Annotated in this window: 19 protein-coding genes and 1 riboswitch; of the genes, 2 read left to right on the forward strand and 17 right to left on the reverse strand. The window is 36.2% G+C overall.

The window, feature by feature from the left end; translation table 11 throughout:
* The first annotated feature begins 226 nt into the window (after positions 1-226).
* On the forward strand, positions 227-1,063 hold the full coding sequence (locus tag X926_RS02485) for a DegV family protein (protein ID WP_103064856.1): 837 nt from the start codon (positions 227-229) through the stop codon (positions 1,061-1,063).
* Between the two features lie 146 nt (positions 1,064-1,209).
* Here the strand turns inward: X926_RS02485 and X926_RS02490 are convergent, their stop codons facing one another.
* The gene (locus X926_RS02490; protein WP_103064857.1) at positions 1,210-2,160 is read right to left on the reverse strand and encodes an ROK family protein; all 951 of its coding nucleotides are present in this window, start codon (positions 2,158-2,160) and stop codon (positions 1,210-1,212) included.
* A gap of 317 nt (positions 2,161-2,477) precedes the next feature.
* On the opposite strand from X926_RS02490, the gene ispD reads away from it, so the two are divergent.
* Complete coding sequence (gene ispD / locus X926_RS02495) at positions 2,478-3,152, forward strand: 2-C-methyl-D-erythritol 4-phosphate cytidylyltransferase (RefSeq protein ID WP_103064858.1); 675 nt, start codon at positions 2,478-2,480, stop codon at positions 3,150-3,152.
* 5 nt (positions 3,153-3,157) lie between these two features.
* Here ispD and X926_RS02500 read toward each other — a convergent pair whose 3' ends face one another.
* The 16 genes from X926_RS02500 to X926_RS02575 all read right to left on the reverse strand — a co-directional run bounded on the left by X926_RS02500 (position 3,158) and on the right by X926_RS02575 (position 20,495).
* Entirely contained in the window at positions 3,158-4,267 is a 1,110-nt protein-coding gene (locus X926_RS02500) for an amidohydrolase (protein WP_103064859.1), read from the reverse strand.
* Positions 4,264-5,403, reverse strand: coding sequence for an aspartate aminotransferase family protein (locus X926_RS02505; protein ID WP_103064860.1), 1,140 nt, complete (start codon positions 5,401-5,403; stop codon positions 4,264-4,266). Before X926_RS02505 ends, X926_RS02500 begins: the two co-directional genes overlap by 4 nt.
* A complete protein-coding gene (locus tag X926_RS02510; RefSeq protein ID WP_103064861.1) occupies positions 5,400-6,599 on the reverse strand; it encodes an aspartate kinase in 1,200 nt (399 codons plus the stop codon). The genes X926_RS02505 and X926_RS02510 overlap by 4 nt, the downstream gene beginning before the upstream one ends.
* Before the next feature lie 34 nt (positions 6,600-6,633).
* Positions 6,634-7,335, reverse strand: a complete 702-nt coding sequence (gene dapD / locus X926_RS02515) for a 2,3,4,5-tetrahydropyridine-2,6-dicarboxylate N-acetyltransferase (protein ID WP_012209038.1) — start codon at positions 7,333-7,335, stop codon at positions 6,634-6,636.
* A gap of 13 nt (positions 7,336-7,348) precedes the next feature.
* Entirely contained in the window at positions 7,349-7,987 is a 639-nt protein-coding gene (locus tag X926_RS02520; RefSeq protein WP_103064862.1) for a 4-hydroxy-tetrahydrodipicolinate reductase, read from the reverse strand.
* Positions 7,984-8,862, reverse strand: a complete 879-nt coding sequence (gene dapA / locus X926_RS02525; protein WP_103064863.1) for a 4-hydroxy-tetrahydrodipicolinate synthase — start codon at positions 8,860-8,862, stop codon at positions 7,984-7,986. Before dapA ends, X926_RS02520 begins: the two co-directional genes overlap by 4 nt.
* A gap of 91 nt (positions 8,863-8,953) precedes the next feature.
* Positions 8,954-10,195: a diaminopimelate decarboxylase gene (gene lysA, locus X926_RS02530; RefSeq protein ID WP_103064864.1), complete on the reverse strand. Its 1,242-nt coding sequence runs from the start codon at positions 10,193-10,195 to the stop codon at positions 8,954-8,956.
* Between the two features lies 1 nt (position 10,196).
* Positions 10,197-11,168 carry an aspartate-semialdehyde dehydrogenase gene (locus tag X926_RS02535; protein ID WP_103064865.1) on the reverse strand — a complete coding sequence of 324 codons (972 nt, stop codon included), beginning with the start codon at positions 11,166-11,168 and terminating at the stop codon, positions 10,197-10,199.
* A 72-nt stretch (positions 11,169-11,240) separates the two neighbouring features.
* A riboswitch (Lysine riboswitch) is annotated at positions 11,241-11,420 on the reverse strand.
* A 72-nt stretch (positions 11,421-11,492) separates the two neighbouring features.
* A complete protein-coding gene (locus X926_RS02540; protein WP_103064866.1) occupies positions 11,493-11,978 on the reverse strand; it encodes an HPP family protein in 486 nt (161 codons plus the stop codon).
* Between the two features lie 29 nt (positions 11,979-12,007).
* Positions 12,008-14,269: a POTRA domain-containing protein gene (locus X926_RS02545; protein WP_103064867.1), complete on the reverse strand. Its 2,262-nt coding sequence runs from the start codon at positions 14,267-14,269 to the stop codon at positions 12,008-12,010.
* A 459-nt stretch (positions 14,270-14,728) separates the two neighbouring features.
* A complete protein-coding gene (gene thyX / locus X926_RS02550; protein WP_103064868.1) occupies positions 14,729-15,532 on the reverse strand; it encodes an FAD-dependent thymidylate synthase in 804 nt (267 codons plus the stop codon).
* Entirely contained in the window at positions 15,498-16,739 is a 1,242-nt protein-coding gene (locus X926_RS02555; protein ID WP_103064869.1) for a tetratricopeptide repeat protein, read from the reverse strand. Before X926_RS02555 ends, thyX begins: the two co-directional genes overlap by 35 nt.
* Before the next feature lie 246 nt (positions 16,740-16,985).
* Positions 16,986-18,374 carry a DUF342 domain-containing protein gene (locus X926_RS02560; protein ID WP_103064870.1) on the reverse strand — a complete coding sequence of 463 codons (1,389 nt, stop codon included), beginning with the start codon at positions 18,372-18,374 and terminating at the stop codon, positions 16,986-16,988.
* Between the two features lie 17 nt (positions 18,375-18,391).
* Entirely contained in the window at positions 18,392-19,222 is an 831-nt protein-coding gene (locus X926_RS02565) for an epoxyqueuosine reductase QueH (RefSeq protein WP_158245179.1), read from the reverse strand.
* Positions 19,219-19,734: a ComEA family DNA-binding protein gene (locus tag X926_RS02570; RefSeq protein WP_103064872.1), complete on the reverse strand. Its 516-nt coding sequence runs from the start codon at positions 19,732-19,734 to the stop codon at positions 19,219-19,221. Before X926_RS02570 ends, X926_RS02565 begins: the two co-directional genes overlap by 4 nt.
* Entirely contained in the window at positions 19,731-20,495 is a 765-nt protein-coding gene (locus X926_RS02575; RefSeq protein ID WP_103064873.1) for a hypothetical protein, read from the reverse strand. Before X926_RS02575 ends, X926_RS02570 begins: the two co-directional genes overlap by 4 nt.
* Between the last annotated feature and the right edge of the window lies 1 nt (position 20,496).

The following is a 20,496-nucleotide window of genomic DNA, read 5'->3' on the forward strand; positions in this document are numbered from 1 at the left end:
AGGATCTTTATTAGCGCCCTTTTGCCTCGCAGCCCGCCTACTGTTAGCCCTTATGCTTCACAATCTAAGTTTTTTATCCTTTGGGTGGATGTACTATGATTAATCGATTTTAAAATATCTTTATAGTAAAAATTTAATTAAAAAGTCTATTTTTTATTATATCTTGGTATAATATACCATGAAGCTGATTAAATATATATCTAAATTCAACAGAGGTAATAAAATAGTGAAGTTTAAAATAGTAGTTGACAGTTGTTGTGATTTAACAAAAGAAATTAAAGAAAGATTTGATATATCGACAGTTCCATTATTTATTGATATTGGTGATCAACATTTTATAGATGATGAGAATCTAGACCGTGAAAAACTACTGGAGGCAATGAGAAACTCTACCGAAGTTCCTAAAACCGCCAGTCCAGGGCCTAAGCCATTTCTAAATTTATACGAGAAATATGAAAATGCCTTTGTAGTTACCTTATCTAAGGAGTTAAGTTCGAGTTATCAGAATGCGGTTCTCGCTAAGAATATTTTATTGGAAGAAGCTAAAGACAAATTCGTGAAAGTATTCAATTCTTTTAGCGCTTCTGTCGGTGAAACAATGATTGCTTACAAAATTGGTGAATTAATTGAAGCAAAACTCGGTAGGGACGAAATAATAAATAAAGCAGAAAAATATATAGAAGAGATGAAGACCTTATTTGTGCTTGATTCGCTAGATAACCTTATCAAGGCAGGGCGTATGGGTAAGTTGAAAGGTGAATTTGCATCTTTATTGAATATAAAACCTATTCTGGCTGGTACTAGAGAAGGTACTATAACTTTATTGGATAAAGCACGAGGAAGCAAAAATGCGATTAAAAAGCTAATTGATAAAATAGGAGAAGTAGGGAATAATTTGAAAGATAAAGTTTTAGGAATTGCTCACTGCAATGCTCTCGAGAGAGCTGAGTATATCAAAAAAGAAGCAGCTAAAAGATATAATTTTAGAGATATAATTATTGTGGAAACTGCAGGGATAAGTACTGTTTATGCTAATGAAGGCGGAGTTATACTTGCTTTTTAAAGTGAATTAAATTTTGGAAAATCCCCGCCATTATAGGCGGGGATAATATATAAAAAGTTTTTTGTATTTATCTTTGTATTATACAGCAAGAATGAATGCATGTGAAACTTTCTTTCGGTCCTAGATAAGAGATTTTTGATTATGACTTATAGGGGGTTTTCTTCGGCATAAAAGGCTGCAGATGCTGCCCCTAAAATACCCGCATCTTCCACTAAAGATGATTGTTCTATAGTGTAAGTATCTGCGAAACTGCTCATTACATATTTTTTCGTCATTTCTCTTAATGGAACAAAAAGAGCATCACCGGCTCTGCTTAATCCCCCGCCGATTATAATTTTTTCTGGGTTAAAGGCATGAACATATCCTCCAATAGCCCTTGCAAGTGCATCGATGGCAAAGTTACAAACTACACTGGCAAGAGGATCATTTTTTTCATAAGCTTGAAAAACGTGTTTTGATTCAATCTTTTCCTTTTTTCCGGCTAATTTTAAAACAAGGCTGTCTGGGTACCTATCTATCAAATTTTTGGCTTCTAATGCTATATATTTCGCAGAAGAAGTAGCTTCTACACATCCCCTATTACCGCAACCGCATTGTGGACCATTTGGTACAACTACAACATGTCCCAATTCTGGGGCTAGACCGTCTTTACCTGTTAAAAATGTGTTGTTACAAACCACACCGGAACCTATGCCTGTTCCTATGGTTAAAGCGATGAAATCGTGCAACCCCTTTGCTTTACCAAAATACCATTCACCAAGTGCAAAGGCATTGGCATCGTTTTCTAAAAAGACGTCAACGTTTATATTTTCTTTTATCAAGCGAACCAATTCAAAATTTCGCCAGTTTGGAAAGTTTGGAGAAAATCTCACAATTCCATTTTTTCTATCTATAGAACCTGGTGAACCTATTCCAATTGCTGAAAATTCAGTGTTTTCCGTTAAATCTTTCACGGTTTTTGTTATATTAGCTATTACTTGGGCATTTCCCATTTCAACTTCTGTAGGTCTAGAAATCTTTTTAATTATTCCTTTTTTTTCATCGACTAATCCGGCTTTTATCTCAGTGCCTCCCAAATCGATTCCTACTACCAACATTGCCATCACTCCTTGAAGTGTATTTGCTGTCTTCTACTATATTTGCTCCCCTCCGCCCAGCAGCCCACCCTTGGACATTAAGGGGCTTCGCCCCTTAAGATCCTCAAAATCAAAGTTTATTTTAAAAAAAGCTTTTTGTACACGGCTGCAAAAGGGCTCCGCCCTGTGACCCCACCGTGCGCACAATTCTGCCAAAAATATATTATAATAAGTTTATCAATCTATTATATCAAAAGTTAAATTAATTATTTAAAAAAAAGATGAAGTTCTACTAAATCTATTTTTTAAAATACAAAAAATAATAAAGGGTGAAGAAAATGGTCTATGCAATTATAGTAGCAGCTGGAGAAGGAAAAAGAGCGGGATTTGAAATTCCAAAACAATTAGTAAAATTAAATAACAAAACCATATTGAGAATGTCCGCTGAAAAATTCCAGAATTCAACATCAATAGATAAGTTTCTCGTCGTATCTCACAGAAACTACGTGGATTTAACAGAAAAAGAAGTTAAAATCTTTTCAAAATTTGAGAATGTGGTAATTGGCGGGAGCAGTAGACAAGAGAGCGTTTATAATGCCCTCTTGTATTTGAATAAAAAAGATAATAAGCCTGATTTAGTTTGCATTCATGATGCCGTAAGACCTTTCGTTGATATTAAAAAAATAGATGAAAGCATCTACAAGGCCAAAGAAATAGGAGGGGCTGTTTTGGCAGAAATGGCAGAAAACACGGTTTCTCAAGTCAATAACGGTCGGATTTTAAAAACTTTAGAAAGATCCCAGATTTATCTTCATCATACCCCTCAAACTTTCGATTTTGCTAAATTACTTAAAGCTTATCAAAATGCCGAAAAGATCTTATCTTCTTTCACAGATGATGCATCTATATTTATTCATGCTGGTTATGAAACATCGATTGTGGAAGATTACAAAAATAACATCAAACTTACAAAAAAAGAGGATTTTGAACTAGCCAGATGCATGTTTAAATGAATCTCTTAGTCTAAAAATGTCTCAAAAACCTTGATCCCAACATCTATTACCTCATCGGGAGGCAAAAATTCAGGGTTATGAAGACCGTGGTGTTCTCCTTTGGAACTTCCTAACCAACACATTAGTGCGGGATATTTTTTTGATATGAAGCCAAAATCCTCACCCGTCATTTTTAAGCCACAGTCAACAAAATTAAATGTTTTTGAGAGTTTAGAAATAAATTTGTCGTATAGCAATGAATCGTTGACGACTTCCGAATAGAAAGATCCTTTGCTTAACGAATAATCAACCCCTGTCATGGTCTTTATCCCTGACAATATATTTTTCATATCTTCGAAATATTTTAGGCTATTTTCAGAATCGACACCTCTTATACTCCCCTCAACATGGGAGTTCCCTGGTAGAATGTTGATCGCGCTACCTGCACTTACTTTACCAACGCCGATTACAAAAGGTTCCATGGGATTTTTTGGAAGTTTATCAAGCACATCTAAAAATATGCGAAGGGCGTTCAACGCATTTTTAGATTGATGGGGAAAGGCAAGATGTGAAGAAACCCCTTCAAAATCCACAAAGAACTCAAGGGCTGAAGCAAAAAGCGTACCACGCGTTGAGGCTATGGTCCCCACAGGGAACTCATCGTTGACATGTAGTGCAAACGCTGCTTTTATATTGTACTTATCCAATATTCCACTTTCGATAACCCTTTGGGCTCCACCCTTTGATTCTTCTGCAGGTTGAAATAAAAAAACTATATTTTTATTTACTTTATTTTTTATCACGTTGAGAAAAAAACCATACAAAATAGCGGTATGAACGTCATGACCACATGCGTGCATGTATTCATTTTTTGATTTGAAATCAACTTTAGTCTTTTCTTTTATATTTAAAGCATCGATATCTGCCCTAAAAAGAAGGTACTCCTCACCGCTGCCACCATTATACTCAACAATAAGTCCAGTTTTTAAAGGTTTATATACGTTAATGTCAACGTTGTAAAAGGTGGCGGCTTCTTTTATGGTTTTTTCCAATAATTCGGTAGTTTGATACTCTTCAAGAGATAATTCCGGATTCTCATGTATTTTATGTCTCAATTCGTAGGGTGGAATGATCATTTTAAAACCTTCTCTAATTTTACCAGCATCTTTTCGATGTCGTTATATTCAATATTTAAAGGAGGCAATAGACGAATCACACTGTTATGAAGTACATTCAACAAAAGACCCTCTTGTAGACCTTTTCCTCTCATTTGAGGGTCCTCTTCTTTTAACTCTATGCCAATCATCAAACCTTTGCCTCGAACTTCTTTTACTTTTTCAAAATTTTTCTCTTTTAAATATTGCATTATGTAATTTCCTTTTTCTTCAACATCTTTCAGAAGAGAAGGGATATTTTCCACAATGAACCTAGCTCCCGCAAGGGCTACAGGATTTGGGGCAAACGTTGAACCGTGTTCTCCTTTTTCAAAAGCCTGAGATATATTTTCAAGAAATAACGTACCTCCCAAAGGCAAACCGCCGCCTATGGATTTACCGATGGTTATAATATTTGGAGATAGCCCAAAATGTTGGTATGAAAAAATTTTTCCCGTTCGCCCAAGCCCAGCTTGAACCTCATCGCAGACTAAAATAAAATTATATTTCCTTTTTAAGTCCTCTATCAAAGATGCGAATTCTGGTTTGATTGATACTATTCCGCCTGATCCCAGAATGGGTTCTACAAAAACAGCCAACGTTTCTTCTCCGAATAGATCGAAGTATCTACTTAAATCCTCTACATCGTTGTACTTTAGTTCTATCGTGTTGGGAAGCAAAGGTTCAAACGGTTCTCTTAAGTCTTTAAAACCGTTTATAGAAAGTGCGCCTAAAGTTCTACCATGAAAACCGTTCTCGAAAAAAACAATCTTATTTCTTTTATCTGTTGCTCTTTTTTTTATGGCTTTTAAAGCAGCTTCAGTAGCCTCTGCTCCAGAGTTACTGAAGTAAACGGTGCCATTTTTCCCAGTGAAATTGACTAGTTTTTCTGATACAAAAATGGCATCTTCATCGAGGAAAAAATTAGAAGTGTGCATATATCTATCCATCTTTTCCTTCAACACTTTTAACAAAGATGGATGAGAATGCCCAAAACTCATTACTCCTATACCAGAAAATGTGTCCAGAAACGCTTCCCCTGTTTTATCGTAAATGTAACAACCTTCCGCTCTATCAATTTTTATTGGAAACGGGTTGTAGACTTGTATTAGGCTCATAAATCAAACTCCTTTGCTATATTTTCCACGGCTTTTTGCTTATACTCTTTTGGAATCAAACATGAAATTTTTATTTCCGAAGTAGTCACCAAAAAGATAGGGATATCTTCAATAGCTTTAAAAAATCGGGAAGCCACTCCTCTTGCCTTCCTCATACCAATTCCGACTACCGATATTTTGACTAAATCATTTTTAAAATCAATAAAATTCTCATGATCATTTTTAAGAGAATCACTTAAAACTTCTCGAAAATTATCGATTACGCTATCTACGATACTGAAAGAGATATCAGCTTTTTCATTATTTTTTATTATTGATATCATATCAATGTTTAAATTTTTGTTGGCAGCGATTTCGAAAATTTTATTAATAAAAAAATGATCCGTCGGAAGATTTAAAATAGTGACTTGGGTTTGATTTTCAGCCACACTTAAACCGGTTACAACAGGTTCTTCTAAATATTCGTTGTAATTATCCACTACGTAACTTCCCTCCTCATCTGAAAAAGACGATGCACAGTATAACTCCACATTAAACTTTTTAGCAATTTCTACAGACCTTGGGTGCAACACTTTTGCTCCTAAAGCCGCCATTTCCAGCATTTCATCGTAAGTAACGTATTTTAATTTTTTTGCATTAGGATAAATCTTTGGATCGATTGTATAAATACCGGCAAAATTACTGTATATCTCACACTTGACTTTTAAAGAAGCGGCTAAGGCAACAGCAGAAGTATCAGAACCTCCTCTTCCCAAGGTTGTCAAATCTCCTTCTTCTGTAATACCTTGAAATCCAGTGATAACTAAAACATCGTGGCTTGCAAGGTTTTTGTGAATTACCTCTTTGTTTATCGCTCTGATCTGAGCCTCATTGTAATCAGAAGTGGTTAATAATCCTAATTGAAAGGCATTCATGGATTTTGATCTGACACCTCTATCGTTCAATATCATAGACAACAAAGAGGCACTGATCTGTTCTCCAGTAGCTAAAAGCATATCCAATTCTCTTGGATTAGGGTTCTTAACTGTTTCTTTAGCTAATGCTATCAATCTATTCGTGGTCTCTCCTCTTGCAGAAACCACAACTAATACTTTAAACCCTTCATCTACCTTGTTACATATTCTCTTGGCAACGTTGTTCAACCTTTCAGAATCCGCAAGAGAACTTCCTCCATATTTTTGAACTATCAACTGCATGTTTAATCCACCCCGGTAAATTTATATGAATAAATTATTTCAACTTTCTAAGTCCTTCTACAAGTTGAGTTTTGGCTTTTGTTTTATCGTCAACCTTTTTAATGAATTTTGCAGGGACTCCTGCTACCACAGAGTATGGTTCGACATCAGAAATTACCACAGAACCGGCTCCGATTATTGATCCCTGACCTACTTTCACTCCTTCTAATACCACTGCGTTAGCTCCAATAAGAACATTATTCTCAATCACCACTGGTTGAGCGCTTGGTGGTTCTATTACCCCTGCTATAACTGCTCCTGCCCCAATATGGCAATTTTTACCTATTTGAGCTCTTCCTCCTATAACGACGTTCATATCTATCATGGTGTTTTCTTTAATGCAAGCTCCTATATTGATAACGGCACCCATCATAATAACACAACCGTCGCCTATCTCCACAAGATCCCTTATTATGGCACCTGGTTCTATTCTTGCGTTGTATTTAGATAAATCTGCCAAAGGAATGGCAGAATTTTTTCTATCCCTTTCTATTCTGTAATTAATTATAGAATCTTTATAAGTCTCATAAATTGTTTTGAAATCTTCTTCTTCGCAAAACAAGATTCCGAATTCATCGTTACCGTAAAATTCAACATTGGAAAAATCTACTTCTTTGAGGTTACCTTTAAGGTACACTTTCAAAGGATTCTTTTTCTTTGAGTTTGCTATTAAATTTATTATTTCTTCGGTGTTCATGATGACCTCCTTTTCAAATTACGTCGGTAAAGGTGAAATACCCATTCTTTTTATTGATTACAAACTCTGCGGACTTAAGAACCCCTTCTGCGAAAGCTCTTCTTGATAAAGCCCTATGAGAAATACTGAGAACCTCACCCAAATTCGCCATGTACAACACATGATCGCCTGCTACATTTCCCAACCTTAATGAGCTTATCGGTACATCTTTATCCAAACTTTCTTTTATCATCTTGGCTGTTCCAGAAGGTTTATCTTTTTTAAATCTATGGTGTGTTTCAACTATTTCAACGTCCCACCCATCGATTTTGTCTTTCAAAAGGTCCACCATCTTTAGAAACAATTGTATGCCGATCGAAAAGTTGTAGCTTTGAACTACAGGTACATCTTTAGATAAAGTTTTTAAAGCTTCAATTTGTTCATCATAAAGCCCCGTTGTTCCAATGATCAATGGAACTTTAAATTTATTCACATAATCTTCCGTTTTTTCGAAAACTTCAGGAAGTGAAAAATCGATAATAAGTTGAGGTTTTTCTTGAAAATATTCACCATCTTTATCGTATCCCCAGACAAATTCATGGTTCTTCTCCTCAAAGAGGTCTTTTATCTCTTTTCCCATTCGTCCTTTGTATCCTACTATACCTATCTTCATACTAGATCCAACCTTTCCATCTCTTCTTTTAGAAGTTTCTCTGTTTCTTGACTTGCTTTCACCAATGGTAATCTCACGACATTTTCACATAAACCTAACAAAGAAACGGCATATTTGACAGGAATGGGATTAACCTCTTTGAATAAAAGTTTGTTGAGTTTCATAAATTGATTGTTTAATTTTCTTGCCTTTTCTAAATCGTTGTTAAGAATGCTATGAGTTAATTCAACAAAAGGCCTGGGGGCAACATTGGATGTAACTGAGATAAGCCCATCTCCGCCTAAGCTCATTATAGGGAGGACTTGATCGTCGTTTCCTGAAAACACCTTAAGAGAATCCGGTTTTATAGAAAACAACTCAGCTATTTGTGATATATTACCGCTAGCTTCTTTTACTCCAATAACGTTTTTACAGTTTTCGTGGATAGAAACGGCTGTTTCTGGAAGTATATTCATACCGGTTCTTGAAGGTACGTTGTACATTATTATTGGTAAAGTTGTTCTTTCAGAGATGTACTTAAAATACTCTACCAATCCTTTTTGTGTACTTTTATTGTAATAAGGGGTAACGATTAATAAGCCATCGGCACCAGCATCTTCAGCCAGTTTATTGTTTTTGAGAACGTGATTCACGTTGTTTGTTCCTGTTCCCACAATAACGGGAATTTTTTTATCCACAATTTCTACTACCGTGTTGACTATTTTTTCTCTTTCTTCCTCTTCAATAGCAGGTGCTTCGCCCGTAGTTCCTAAAACTATTAAACTGTCAACACCGTTATCAAGCTGATATTTAACAAAAGATCTTAGTGAATTATAATCGACGTTCAATTCTTTGTCGAAAGGTGTGATCATAGCTGTTCCAAGACCATTAAACATTGAGAATTCCTCCTTCTTAAAAGTTTTATATCTCTAGTTATAGCGCCCTTTCACCCCGCTCCCCACCCGTTTTAAGGAAGGGACCTGAGAATTAGAAATCGAAAGTAGCAAAGTAATCATCCAACGTTTCGGCTCTTCTTATCATCTTGAATTCTCCGTCTTTGGTGAACAAATATTCAGCGGATCTTAATTTTCCGTTATAGTTATATCCCATGGAGTATCCATGAGCACCTACATCATGAAAAACCAGCACGTCTCCACGTTTTAATTCTGGTAATAATCGATCTGTTGCCAGTTTGTCGTTATTTTCGCATAACGATCCTACCACATCGTACAACTCTGTTTTTTCATCAGAGTTTTTATTTAATACCGTTATATGATGATAAGCCTTGTACATAGCGGGTCTCAATAAATTTGCAGAGTTAGCGTCAATTCCCGCATATTTTTTGTAGGACTCTTTTATATGCAAGACTTTTGTTATTAAGTAGCCATTAGGTCCAGTGATGTATCTTCCGTGCTCCATATATATCTTTGGAGGTTTTAGCCCATTTTCCAGTAAAATATCCTCATACAATTTTTTTATTTGGCGTGAGATGTAGTATATATCAAGTTCCGTTTCTTCGGGTTTATAAGGTATACCAAAACCGCCTCCGAGATTTATGAATTCAAAATCTATTCCTAATTTCTTATGAACTTCCACAGCGGTTTCAAAAAGAAATTGGGCGACTTTTATTATATTTTGAGGGTTCAATTCATTTGAAATCAACATCGCATGCAGTCCGAATCTTTTAACCCCATAATCTTTGAGCCTCGCGAATCCGTTTATTAGATCCTTTTTAGGTACTCCGAATTTTGATTCCTTTAAATTCCCTATTATCTCGTTTCCAAAATCCCCGCCTGGATTGTATCTGATGGACACCAAATCAGGCAACATATATTTTTCTTTTAATAAATCTATATGGCTTACATCGTCAAGATTCAAAATGGCGTTTAAAGATAAAGCCTTTTCATACTCTTGCAAAGGGGTATCGTTGGATGTAAATAGGATCTCGTTATTCACAAATCCACTTTTTTCTGCTGCCACCAGTTCTGCCATTGAGCTGCAATCTACTCCACAACCTTCTTCTTTTGTGATCTTTAATATATGGGGATTAGGGGTTGCCTTCACGGCGAAAAACTCTTTGAAATCAGCCCAAGAAAAGGCATCTTTTAATGTTTTTATTCTATTTCTTATACCTTTTTCATCGTAGAGATAAAAAGGTGTTTGTACGCTTTTTAATAGATTATTTAACTCTTTCTCTGAAAAGGGAAGTTCTTTTTTCAAACCCCGCACCTCAATTCAATTCCCTGTGTTTTTGAAGTATTCTAATTGCATTGGTAGCAGCACCAACTCTTATATTATCCGCTATAACCCACATCAAAAAGGTTTTTTCTTCGATCTTTCTTATTCTAGAGACATATGTAATATCACTTCCCGCAACTTCTATGGGAGTAATTTTTTCCTCGTTGTACTCGACGTTTGGAGTCGATTCAACCAATTTCATAATCTCATCAACAGAAGAATCCAACTTCGTTCTGAAGAAAACCGATTCGGAATGACCGTAGAGTACAGGCACTCTAACGGTTGTAGGGAATACTTTAATTTCTTTGTCAGAAAAAATTTTTCTAGTTTCGTTTATCATCTTTTCTTCTTCAAAAGTAAGCCCGTTCTCCTTTTTTTCACCTATCAATGGTATAACGTTGTTCTTTATGACCTTTGGAAAATGGTTCACTTCATTTATCCCTTTTTCTTGATTTAAAAGCTCCATGATACCCTTATTTCCAGCCCCAGATACCGCCTGATATGTAGAGACAACTATCTCTTTTAAACCTAAATCACGATGGATCCCGTTAAGGGCTAAAACCATTTGAATGGTTGAACAGTTAGGGTTCGCAATTATTCCTCTGTAATTTTTCAACAACTCTGCATTAACCTCTGGAACGACAAGGGGAATCTTTTCGTCCATCCTAAATTGTGAAGAATTGTCTATAACGACATTCCCTGATTCTTGTGCTATGGGGGCGAACCTTTTTGACACCGAGGCACCAGCCGAGAAAAAAAGGTAATCAAACTTTTCTTTCATACTGTCTTCTTGCAGCTTTTCCACGGTGTATCTTTTAGAACCTACTTTGATCTCTTGCCCTTGAGACCTTTCCGATGCAAACAACCGTAATTCGGAAATTTCGTTAATTAGTTTGTATTCTTCAAATAGCTTCAAAAATGTTCTTCCTACCTCACCGGTAGCTCCGACAACTCCAACTTTCAAAAAAAGCACCTCCAAAATTAAAAAACCTCTCACTGTGGAGAGGTCTTAATAATAAGAAAATATATTTTTCTCATTTTTAGCGGCTCTCCACGTTCTTCACGTGACAGTTATGCAGGTATTCCCCACATACCCAGAAGTCCGAAGATGAGGGTTTTCTTCTTACTTCTTCGGCAACCTCGCCTTTCGCTTCTTCCAAATTACCCTCTTTTAAAAGAAGAAGTTACTATTCTCGGTTGCGCCTCCGCTTTAAATAATTAATTTTGTTATAAGATAACATATTGAAATAACACAAAGAATAAATAAAAGTTACTTTTCCATTTCGTTTTAAATTAAATCTATCATATAAGGTTTTAGGAAATGATGGACAACCGCCAAGATTGTCACACTGATAAAAACAGATAGAAATGCATTTAAACTAAATCCTGTTATACTCAAACTCAGTGCTGTACCCGCAGCTGGTGGATGTTCTGTATCGATGACAACCATAAGAAATATAGATAAACCTACGGCGAGGGCATACGATAAATTAGAGAATACAAAATTACCGTTAAGGAAAAGAGAAAAAATACTTCCGCATATAAATCCTACCGCATGTCCACCAACCAAGTTTCTAGCCTTAGCGACCATACTTTTTGGCATCGCAAAAACTATGAAAGTCGATGCCCCTAACGAACTAACTATTATAGGCCTGTCTTGAACATTTAAGATCAATAGTATGAAAAAGATCGTGATGGTAGCCAACAAACTTTGAAAAACATATTTTTTCCAGTTATTTTTAAACTTTACAAAGATATTAGAAATTTCATTCAACTAGGGATTCCCCTTAAAAAAGCGTAAGTTTAAAATGTCTGACCAAAACCGAACCAGACCTGTCCTTGTAAAGCCTCATCCCATCCATATCCAAAGCCTATTTGACCCAATAAAGGAACTGTGAATCTTAATCCGCCACCAAAAGACAAGATACCACCACCAATAAGGTTACTGACGTCATCTTGAGCGCTACCGTAATCAAAATAGGCAATGAGATCCAATGGGACTTGACCTGTGGCAAGCTCGTAAGCCAATTCTGTGTTGAATAAAAGTAAATTTTCTCCTTCTTGTTCGTAAAAATCAGAAGTCCTTACAGAGTACATTCCTCCTACATTGTACTGATAATGCAGGTTAGAATCGATGTTAGAATTATAGACGGTACCCAGTTTCAGTCTACTTCCCAATGTGAATTTATAGAAACTGTAAAACAGTTTACCTTCAGTGTTGGCACCAACATAGTAATTGGCATTGCTTGTTTCAACCCCACCGATACCGTTTATTTGGAAATATTGACCATTATAAGGCCTATAAGGGCTGTCTAAACTGTTGTATAGATACCCCACTGATCCAGAAAGTAGATTAAGATTACTCTCATCAACTAATGTGTAGTTATTGTAGGTAAAGGAACTTGTTATATAAGAGAAGTCTTGTATACTGTATCTTGGAGCAACAGATAAGGACAGATAGTTCGTCGCATCTTCTCCGATGTTCGAATAATACTCTCCATCACCGCTTATCGTATAATGTATGCCGGCGCCTAAATCAAGATCACTACCAGCCAACTTAATAACATCGTAATCGAACCCAAAGGAGTAGTAATTCCCCAAAGGATTCAAATCTGAGTTGAGAGAAAATGTTTGTCCGTATCCAAAAGGATTTAACCACTGAACCTCAAGCTGACCCGTAAAACCTTGATACCATTCTTGACCTTCTTCTGGTAAGCTCCAGGTGACACCACCCATTAATTTCCCGAGTTTTTCGCTTTCTATGGGGGTTATCCTAAAGCCTATCACATCTTCGGCTTGCTGAATAGGTTGTATCATAACATCTTGAAAAAATCCTGTTCCCATGAAGGATGTGTAGGTATCTTGTAATTTTTGCTGGTTGACAACCTCGCCTGGTTTTATCTTCACTAGGGACTCAACTATGTACGGTTGGGTTTTAGCGGTTGCCTCTTGAGTTATTTCAACCTCTCCAACCTTAGGTTCCGTTATTTCGAAAATTAATTCATCATCTTGGTATTTAGGGATAATTAACGTGTAAATATATCCATTGTCGTAATAAACCTTTTGGAGGTTATCGTAAGCGTAAAGAACGTCTAAGTTACTCACAGGGTTTCCTAATGGAACAAACTCATTCACAACCTCATTCAATCTGAAGTCTTCTAAACTTTCGTTTCCGACAAAAGATATTTTGTTTATTACTGCTGGCTCTTGGGGAACAATTTTTCTTAAGCTGCCTTCTAAAACCAGTAATAACTCTCCACCTTTATTTTCTTCTATTTCGGTTACTTCGAAACGTAAATTCGTGTCAGCGGAAAAAAACGGAATTTGATTTAACGAGTTCAATATGATCTGAACCTTTTGAAAACTTGGGTAGGTTTCTTTGGCGTTGGGTCTAAACAAGAAGAACTTGCTATTCCAATCTTTTCTAAAATCAAAACCGATTCTTTCCTTTATGTTTTCTTTATCCAGTTGAGATAATTCTCCCCTTAATTCTAAATCCCAAAGAGAATACTCTTTAACGATGAAAACCAAGGTATCTGATGAATATTCTTTATTGTTTATCTCAGTTGCCTCTAAGGTGATCTCATCTCCAGACATTTTTAGATTAGAGTATATATCAACGAATTGGTAACCGTTTTTTATGTACAAATCTTGTATATTTTTCATCGAGGTTTGAAAATCGTTTAGATTCAAAGGGACATTGGTATTTAAACTGATCGAAGAACGAATATTTTCTTTGTCGATCAATTCATCACCTAAGATCTCAACTTCGTAATTTGTTACAATAGGGTTGGGCTTAAATATGAATTCCAGATTCCCATTTTCGTCCAAATTGTAAGATACAGAGGTAAAATAACCTGATTTTAATATTTCTTGTATAGCCAATCTAATGTCTATATCCCCCACATAGGAGCCTTCTTGTATACCATAATTTGTTAACACCCTTTCCACATCTGTTGCTGCATAAGATATGTCGACATTATAGGAAATGTCGTTTAAAAGGGTTATTGAAAATGCGAATCCTGCAATGAGAAAGACAGCAAATAGTAGAAAATGTTTTTTCATATTAAAACCTCCTAATTTTTTGTAGTTTGTTAGCGCCCTTATACCCCGCTTCCCACCCTTTTTAGAAAGGGACCTGCGGTCCCTAACCCGATGGGGGGGGGAGGGCTCCGCCCTGTGACCCTTTTAAAACATTTTTTTGTAAGCTGCGCTTAGTCGTTATTTGCGCCCCTTCGCCCCGCAGCCCACCCATAAGGAAAAGAGATCTTTCCCTTTCACCCCGCTCCCCGCCTTTTTAGAAAGGGACCTGCGGTCCCTAACCCGATGGGGGGTGGAGGGCTCCGCCCTGTGACCCTTTTAAAACATTTTTTTGTAAGCTGCGCTTAGTCGTTATTTGCGCCCCTTCGCCCCGCAGCCCACCCATAAGGAAAAGAGATCTTTCCCTTATACCCCGCTCCCTGCCCTTCTTAGAAAGGGACCTTCGGTCCCTTAGACCCTGGTGGGGGGAGCCCACTATTGTAGTTACTTTAAAAGATCTCCCTTATACTGATACTTCAAATATGCCTCATAACTCCATGGGCAAGTTTTTTGAAAAAATTGTGCCAAAGCCTTAGCGTACTCTTGAATTTCCCATTGTGCGTGAGAAGACGCCCTTAAATCCAAGAAATGCATTAATGCTCGGGCATTGGTAGTTAAATAAAACTCAGTGTATTCCCCTACGGGTAATATAATACGTGCCATTTCTCTAGCTACACCCATATTTATAAGTTTTTCGTAAGCCTCGTAACTTTTTTGGTAAACTTCTTCTATAATTTCAAGAGCCTCTTCCTTATTTGCCGTGAGGCTGCCTTCTTTCCCTTGTTCATCAGAGTATGCATTACTACTCTGTTTGTCTTTTGTATCCTGTACTCTGATATGGTCAGGGACATAAAACTCGTTGACGTTTTTTGAGGTGTATCTTCTGCTTATCTCATTGGGAGACATTCCTATCCTATGGCGAAACCATTGCCTAACAACAAAGATGGGTGCTTTTACATGAAATGTAAAAGTAATATGTTCAAAAGGGGAAAGATGTCCATGTTCCATCAGGTAGTTTATGAGTTTCCTATCTTTCTCATCGGTAGATATATCTTTTCCGTGTGAGACTCTGGCAGCCCTAACCGCTGATCTGTCATCTCCCATCATATCAACAAGGGTAACAAAGCCTTTATCAAGCACTTTGATAGATTCCTTACCTGCCGTGAGGCTGTCTTTCCTTGAACCCCCTTCGGGGCGTTTGGGGTTATCTTCCTTACCTGCCGTGAGGCTGTCTTCTTGATCGGTCATAATCAATTTTTTCCTCCTTACTTGTCGTGAGGCTGTCTTCCTTTGAACCCCCTTCGGGGCGCTTGAGGTTGCTTCCCTTACTACCAAATCTGAATACTATATAGAATATAGCTAAAATTACTATAAATAATGGCAACAGCGTGGTCAAAAAATTTCTCGTAGTGAGTTTTCTGTCTATAGTGTTCAGAGTTTCTTTTAAATCAGAGTTATCTGGATCGTACATGAGCGCTTTGGTTAAATAAATTCTTGAGATTGTCAAATTGTCAGTGGTGGATCTATTACTCTCGTACAAAGTTGTTCCAAGTTTAGCTAAAGCTTCTGCATTCTCAGGATCGAGATCGATAGCGGTTTTATAATAATTGATCTTCTGAGAGTTCGTTTCCGAAATATCGCCCAAAAGCTCATAACTTTTCGATAGAACAGCTTTTTTATTAGAATTTTGAAGAATCCAGTCGACAATTTTTCTTGATTCTGATTTTTCATCCAAATTGTAATACGAAAGGGCTATTAAAAACATGATCCTTTCATCTTTTTGTGAAAGATTCACATAGTTCATTGATAGTTGTTTAACGTCTTCATACTTGCCTAATTCAAACGCTTCAATTATCAGTAATTCATGAATGTCTCTGTTTAAGGGATAAGAGAAATGAACTTTTTCCAAATTTTTGAATATATTCTCTTTTTCTTGAGGGCTTGCCGTTTCCCACATTAGAACCGATTTGTAATAAGTAGAGAAAGGATTCTCCCCAATTGTTTCCTCTATTATATCAATGGAACTTAAAATTTTCTTAAACGCTTCGGTATTTTTGGATTTTTGGTACACTTCATAATTCATTAAAACATTGAGGGAGTTAACGATCACAGAATTTGGATAATTATTGGTTAATATCTCAATTCTATTGATACTTTCTACTTCGTTACCGGGAAAGTATTCAGAAAGAACGTTCAAAGCTGCTGAATCATCGGGTTTTAAAGAAGGAAGAATATAAGGCATAGTTTGATTAGCAGCTGTTTTGTATTCTTCGTTACCTGTTTCATAATATTTTAAATATAAGCCTAAAACGTTTAAACTTCTTTGGGATGATACTAATAATTGATCAGTATCAAAATTGTAAACGTAGCTATCTAAATTACCAGCATAGATATTCAAAGTTAAAAATAAAATAGGAAAAATTAGAAATGATATTTTTTTAAAAAGTCGAAGCATGTGTCAGTTCTCCTAATTGTTTTTTTAGCGCCATACGTTAAGGGGTAAACCCCTTAAGATCCCCAAGTTCAAAATCATAGTTTATTACAAAAAACCTTTTTGCACAACACTGCAAAAGGGTAAACCCCTTAAGATCCCCGTGCATCATTTGCGAAGCAAATGAGAATTAGGATGTTACTTCTAAAGCATTATGAAAAAACTTTTTGCACAAAGCTGCAAAAGGGCTCCGCCCTGTAACTTGGCTGCTTATCTAGAAACATTTGATTCCGATTGATAACCGTGAGGAACTATTTCATCATCCTCGAGTTGGAACACTACCTTGGTAATTGGCTTTGTCGGCATAAATTTTTTCTTGTGTATGATTATTTCAGTTCCAGGATATGCCACTTTTTTTGCGATGATAAAGGCAGATTCTTTAGAAGATTGAATTTTATTTTTAATCATTTCGAGCTTTTCTTCATCATCCTTTACCTCTGATATGAGCATTTTATAGGTGTTAAAAGATTTCTTGTAGTATTCTAACCTCGCCTTGTCTATTTTACCTTTTTCTTTTAGAGCTTGGATTCCTTTGATTATAGAATTGAGTTTCCTAAGATTCTCCATATCGAGGGCAATTTTTTGCTCTAATTTGATTAACTCTTCGTTTAGATCAGGTAAAACCCCCACTTCACAGACAGTTCTAACACCCATTTCACTACCCAATATTTCCGCTTCGATAAGGTTGGTGGCTAAAATATATCCACCAGAAATCTTTCCAGCTCCTCCTTCAACAATGACGTGTTTCCCTGCCTTGATATTTGAATTAACGATGGCTGTTTTAACAATTACATCTTCTTCCGCTTCAATATTGGCGTTTTCAACGTAGTTGCATCTTAAAATTTTAACTTTTATAGAACTTTTACCTGCACCTTTTATTCCGAATATGGTGGCTTCCCCTTCACAAAACACTGAAGCGGATTCAACTACACCTTTGATCTCTAAATAAGTAGTAGCTTCAACATGAAAACCTGATTTAACATCCCCATTGATGATTAACTTCCCGGGGAAACGCACATTACCCGTAGAATAGTCTATATTTCCTTCTATCTTATGCTCGTCAGAAACATCTAAATTTATCTCACCATTCGATGTTTCTTTACTGACAAACTTTCCATCTATCTTTGAAATTATTTTATTGTTGTTTACTTCGACGTTATTACCTAGCTTTAGTTTTAACTCTTTTCCCACAATACCTTCGATCTTTTCCCCCCGTACTGTTCTTCCTGGTTCGCCTTGCGTTGGAGGAATTATCTCAGCCAATATATCTCCTCTTTTTACTATGATCAATCGACTACTTTCTTTTAAGTCAACATAGCTATTTTCGGTACTGTTAAGCTTTTCTTCAATATTTTGCTGAAAGATTAGCTGTGCGTCCTTTCCAACCTTGGGTGGTATTCCATATGCAACAACGTATTCCTTATCAAATCTAGGTTCAGAGACGATTTCTTCAATAGTTTCTGATTTTATGCCTACTACCACACCTTTTTCTTTTAGAAAAGCCTTTATTCCGCCAAGAGTAGGTGGACGACCATCGTCTATTAATTTCAAAGATGCCACCATTCCATCTTCAGAGATACGCAGATCATATTTAGCCAATCTAGACTACCTCTCTTTCACCATAATATTACTTTCCCTTTCCAATTATCTATCTTGTATCTAGAACTTGTAAAGATGTTAAAATCTTGGGCTATTTCTTTTTTTATTAGGATTATCTGAGGTTTCAAATATTTAAAAAATTGCAAACCAACCTTTTCTAAAAACTTTACTGGAATATCTTGTGGAATTCTAAGCAAGTCTTTTTTGTAATATTTAAAATATTTTTGGGTTAATTCTTCTCCAAGTATCTCAACTAAACTCTTGTAATTTTTCTGTTTGGACTCCTCTTCGTATCTTTTTGATTCTTCTAAAGAAAAAGAGCAACCACAGTAATTTTGGCGATAAATATTGTAAGTTTTACATATTTGTGCTGCCATATGAACACCATTATTCGATCTGAAATTTACATACTTAAAAGACGGATTTTCTTCCATATCCAAATTATCAGTTATTTCTAAAATATCGTCATGAGACTTTCTAGGGGAAGCAAGAAGAGTCGTTGAATAGATAGAAAAATTCATCCGTTTAGCTTCAGATTTGGTCTTTTCAAGCCTCAACTTCATACATTCATAACATCTTTTCGGGCTGCCTTCCTTATTTGCCGTGAGGCTGTTTCCTTCCCCCTTGATCCTTTCTAAAAACTTATCAGGTTCATAATCTCCTACGTAGAGTTGGAACCCCCAAATATCTCTTAATTTTTTAACTTCATCCAATCTCTTGGAATATTCTTGAAGGGGATAAATATTGGGGTTGTAAAAAAATACAACAGGTTCGAATCCCTGTTCTACTAATTTCCTGTAAGAAACCGTTAGATCAGGTGCACAGCAAACATGTAAGAAAATCTTCAAAATTCTATCTTCCCTTCTATTTTTTCTATCGTAGATGATGGAATACCTAATTTCTTTAGATCATCTAAAGAGCTAATAGGTTTAATAGCCCTATACTCGATAATTTTCTGGGCAGAAATTTTTCCTATTCCAGGTAAACTTTCCAATTCTTCACTGGATGCTTCATTTATATTTATTCTATCATCTACTATTTCGTAAACAACCTCTGAAAGATAAATATAATCTTTAATATTTGAAAATGTTTTTTCTCCTATACCAGAAACGTTCATAATGTCTTCTATGTCTCTAAAACCTTTTTCTTGCCTATAATTTATAATCGCTTGTGCCTTGGCGGGTCCGATTCCAGGTAATTCGATCAACTCTTCAACTGACGCCGTCAAAAGGTCTATTTTATTTTCCTGATAAGAATTAAGTCTATCCTCTTTACCCGATTGATATCGATCAACCGTTAAAATCCCAAGCAAAATTATTACAATTATACTTAATACTGGGAAAAGAAGCTTTTTTCTCATTCGGTTTCTACTCCACTAAAGTAGATGCCTTTAGTGAATCTGTCTGCTATACTCAGTCCAGTTAATTCAAAAACAAGCTCTTCATCCATATTTTTCAAATAAGTTTGCGCCTCGTTGTAGTCGTCAAACAGACCCACGAGTATCGCCCAATAATCTTCATTACTCTGTTGAAACTTACCGTTGAAAACAAAAGCGGGGATACCTCCTTGTCTTAACGCCATCGTAGGGAACATAGCTGGTGCTGGAGTAGTGTACAGGTAAATTTGAATGGAAAATAAGTACTGCTCTTCTGCTTCCCCTTCCAAAGAATAATCCGAACGGTACAAGTAATACTTGTCCCCATTTTGAAAAACAAAGTAAGGTATATCGTTGTTTAAAGCGTACAACGCCTCTTCAAAAACCTCGAGCTGGTTGTAAAAAACTTTTACGGCACCTTCATTGTACGGTTTTAACATCGTGACTGAATTTTCCAACAACACTTGATAATCTAGCTCTTGGATAGTGTAACTTGCCCTTGCCATTGTGTTGCCAATCTCAATCTGCGGTAATACTAAATCTTCTAAGACAGCAGATTGGGAAGTTGTTTCAACTTCGTTTAGTGTGTTTAGTTGATTATTATCTAACTCTACTATTTTAAGCTCAAGATTTTTCATCTGGTTTTTTAAATATATCGTATACGTTGTCAGCGCGAAGGTTATCAAAGGTAAAATAAAAACAAGAATTAAAATAACTGTGAACCAAGGCGGATTATTCTTTTTCATT

The sequence above is a fragment of the Petrotoga sp. HWHPT.55.6.3 genome (genome assembly GCF_002895495.1).
In the GTDB taxonomy this organism is placed as follows: domain Bacteria; phylum Thermotogota; class Thermotogae; order Petrotogales; family Petrotogaceae; genus Petrotoga; species Petrotoga mobilis.

Coding starts and splice junctions, on each gene's coding strand:
- dapA (WP_103064863.1), bottom strand. CDS start 8,862: ATGTTTAATGGTCTTGGAACAGCTATGATCACACCTTTCGACAAAGAA.
- X926_RS02500 (WP_103064859.1), bottom strand. CDS start 4,267: ATGATCATTCCACCCTACGAATTGAGACATAAAATACATGAGAATCCG.
- X926_RS02490 (WP_103064857.1), bottom strand. CDS start 2,160: ATGTTGGTAGTAGGAATCGATTTGGGAGGCACTGAGATAAAAGCCGGA.
- X926_RS02555 (WP_103064869.1), bottom strand. CDS start 16,739: ATGCTTCGACTTTTTAAAAAAATATCATTTCTAATTTTTCCTATTTTA.
- thyX (WP_103064868.1), bottom strand. CDS start 15,532: ATGACCGATCAAGAAGACAGCCTCACGGCAGGTAAGGAAGATAACCCC.
- ispD (WP_103064858.1), top strand. CDS start 2,478: ATGGTCTATGCAATTATAGTAGCAGCTGGAGAAGGAAAAAGAGCGGGA.
- X926_RS02505 (WP_103064860.1), bottom strand. CDS start 5,403: ATGAGCCTAATACAAGTCTACAACCCGTTTCCAATAAAAATTGATAGA.
- X926_RS02520 (WP_103064862.1), bottom strand. CDS start 7,987: ATGAAGATAGGTATAGTAGGATACAAAGGACGAATGGGAAAAGAGATA.
- X926_RS02570 (WP_103064872.1), bottom strand. CDS start 19,734: ATGAGAAAAAAGCTTCTTTTCCCAGTATTAAGTATAATTGTAATAATT.
- X926_RS02575 (WP_103064873.1), bottom strand. CDS start 20,495: ATGAAAAAGAATAATCCGCCTTGGTTCACAGTTATTTTAATTCTTGTT.
- X926_RS02510 (WP_103064861.1), bottom strand. CDS start 6,599: ATGCAGTTGATAGTTCAAAAATATGGAGGAAGTTCTCTTGCGGATTCT.
- dapD (WP_012209038.1), bottom strand. CDS start 7,335: ATGAACACCGAAGAAATAATAAATTTAATAGCAAACTCAAAGAAAAAG.
- X926_RS02545 (WP_103064867.1), bottom strand. CDS start 14,269: ATGAAAAAACATTTTCTACTATTTGCTGTCTTTCTCATTGCAGGATTC.